We start from the raw sequence: 2802 nt of genomic DNA on the forward strand, positions 1-2802 counted from the left end.
CGACCGTCTTGGGCGAGAGGTGCAGCGCCTCTCCGATGGCCGAACTCGACTGACCGTTGACCACCAGCGTCGCGATCTGCCGTTCGCGGGCAGACAGCATCGCCAGCGGATCCGGCGCCGCATCCGGCGAAGACGCCCGCAGAGCGATGTCGGCCACGTCATGGGCCAGATGCCGTCGCCCTTGGGTCACGTTGTGAATCGCCGCGAGCACCTCGCGCGCCGACGAGCCCTTCAGCACATAGCCCGACGCCCCCAGCCGCAAGGCCTCGGAAATGTGCTGCGGCTGAGGCGACATCGTCAGCACGATGGTCCGTGCCTGCGGTGCACGCCGCGGCAACTCGTCCAGCACGGTCATGCCGGACTCTCCGCCAAGATGCAGGTCCAGCAGCACCACGTCGGGCTGCACACGCTGGATGTCGGCCAGCGCGGCCGTCGGCTGATCCGACTCTCCGACGACCTCGTGCCCACTGGCTTCCAGCACCGCACGCATGCCATCGCGCACCAGCGCATGATCGTCGACCAGATAGATGCGGCTCATGCGCCCGCCTCCCAGTGCAAGGCCACCTCGGTCCCGCCCCCTGCGCGGGAGCCGAGCGCCAGGGTGGCGTGAATGGCCAGCGCCCGCTCTCGCATGCCGACCAACCCCAGGTGGCCGGGACGCCCCTTGGCCAGCTCGGCCGGAAGGCCGTTGCCGTCGTCCGTCACGGTCAGCGCGAGAGCGCCACCGTGACCGGACAGGGTGATCTGGATACTGCGTGCAGCCGCATGCTGCAGCGCATTGGTCAGCGCCTCGCGGGCAATCATGAAGGCCGCGTACTCCACATCCGCAGGCCAGCGCTGCCCGGCGTCCTGCAATTCGACGTCGAACACCAGTGCGGCCCCGCCCTTGTCACCCGCATGCAACTGAACCTCGTTGTCCAGCGCCGCCACCAGTCCCTGGTCTTCGAGCAAGGGGGGGCGCAGGTCCACCAGGGCTTCCCTGACCTCGGACAGCGCGAGCTGCGACAGGCGATCGATCTTGTCCAGGCGTTCGCCCACCCCCTCCGTCGCGCCGAACCTCACGGACAAGGCCTCGCACGACAACCGCAAGGCTGTCAGCGTCTGCCCCAGCCGGTCGTGCAGCAACTGCGCCAGCCGGCGGGTGGTGGCGCGCTCCTGGTCCATCAGCTGATGCGTCAGCTCGGACAACTCCAGCTGATACTGGATCTGGGCCCGCTCGGCGCGCACGCGTTCGGTGACATCGCGCAGCATGGCCGTCAGCACGCGGCGCCCCTGCACCGTGGTCTGTGAAATCGAGGCCTCCAGCACCAGTTCCTCCCCATCACTGCGCAACCCCGCCACACGGCCTACACCCATGGCGCGGCGACTGACGCGGGATGCCGCGAACCGGGTCATCTCGCCCTGGTGGGCCGAGCGCACACGGTCGGGGATCAGACGGTCCAGCGGCTGGCCCAGCATGTCCGCAGCAGACACCCGAAAGATCCGCTCGGCGGCCGGGTTGAACAGCGCGATGCGACCCGATTCGTCGGTGCTGATGACCGCATCGCTGGAAGCCTGGATGACGGCCGCCAGGGTCTCGGTCTGCTCCAGCAGCCGTTGATTCGCCTGGCGCTCGGCGGTCAGGTCCCGCACCTGGGCCAGCATCCCGGCCGCGCGGCCCTCCGCATCATGAACGCGGCTCACCATCCACGCGCCCCAGACGTCCTTGCCGCCAGGCGTCTGCACAGGGGCGTCGAAACTCCACGGGCCCGACTCCTCCGTGCCGGCCGCAGGCCACTGCACACCTTCGTCGGGCCACTTCAGCAGCGCGGCAAACGGCTGCCCCACCGCCGTCGCATCCCAGCCGAACACCGACGCCGCCTGGCTGTTCCAGTACACCAGGCGCCCCGCCTCGCTGACAAGAAAGAGCGGGGCCGGCATCTGATCCAGCATGTGCCCCAGACGCTGAGCGTCGGCCAGCAGGCGCAGCAGCAGTTGCTCGCCGGGGCTCCGGTCTGCCGCCGGCACGGCACGCCGCACCAGCTGCTGCAGCACATCGCGAATCTGATCGGCGGGCAGGTGCTCGGGCCGCGCGGGCAGGTGTGCAGCCACGGCATCCAGCATGTCGGCATAAGGTCGGGCCAGCCGCCGCGACAGCCATGCTCCCGCCCCTCCGATCAGCAACGCAGACAGCGCCCCCCAGAACAGCACATACCGCTGCAAGGAGTGAGCGGGCGCCAGGGCAGCATCCAGTGGTTGCGTCGCGAGCACGCTCCATCCCGACTGCAGCCCGCCGTCCGTCACCCCCACCGCCACGTGGGCCACCATGAAGCGACGCCGACCGTCGACGTCGACCGGGATTGCCGGCACATCATGAGCCAGGCGGGCGACAGGCCAGTGGCTGGCTGCCAGCGGCGCACGGCCCATCACCACATCACGCCCTTGGTTGACGATCGCCAAGTCCATGGCCCGCCGACCATCAGCCGGTCCCAGCACGTCCTCACGCAGCAAAGCGAACGCCCGAGCATCGAAGTGGCTGGTGAGCACAGCCCACACACGCCCTTCGGTATCGCGCACCGGCACGGCCATGTCTGCCACCTCGGCGGGCACCGCCTCCCCGACAGACTCCAGCAAGGGCTTCAGCGTGACCGGTGGATGGAAGCTGCCGAACCACGGCCCCTTGCGACCCTGGTTGAACACGGGCCGGTGTGCAATCGACACACCTTCCAGCAACCCGTCCGAGCCGGCGAGAACCACACCGTCAAGATCGACCAGGCCCAACCACACGAAATTCGGGTCTCGTTCGCGAAAGCGCTGCAGCGC

At 69.1% G+C, this 2802-nt stretch carries 2 protein-coding genes; both read right to left on the reverse strand.

The window, feature by feature from the left end; all coding sequences use genetic code 11:
* Positions 1-538: response regulator transcription factor (locus QZ709_RS02665; protein ID WP_294635817.1), on the reverse strand; the 538-nt coding region annotated here is incomplete at its 3' end.
* Positions 535-2802 (reverse strand): PAS domain S-box protein (locus tag QZ709_RS02670; protein WP_294635818.1); only part of this gene is annotated, 2268 nt, incomplete at its 5' end. The genes QZ709_RS02670 and QZ709_RS02665, both read right to left, overlap by 4 nt.

The sequence above is a fragment of the uncultured Aquabacterium sp. genome (genome assembly GCF_913773725.1).
Classification (GTDB): domain Bacteria; phylum Pseudomonadota; class Gammaproteobacteria; order Burkholderiales; family Burkholderiaceae_C; genus Aquabacterium.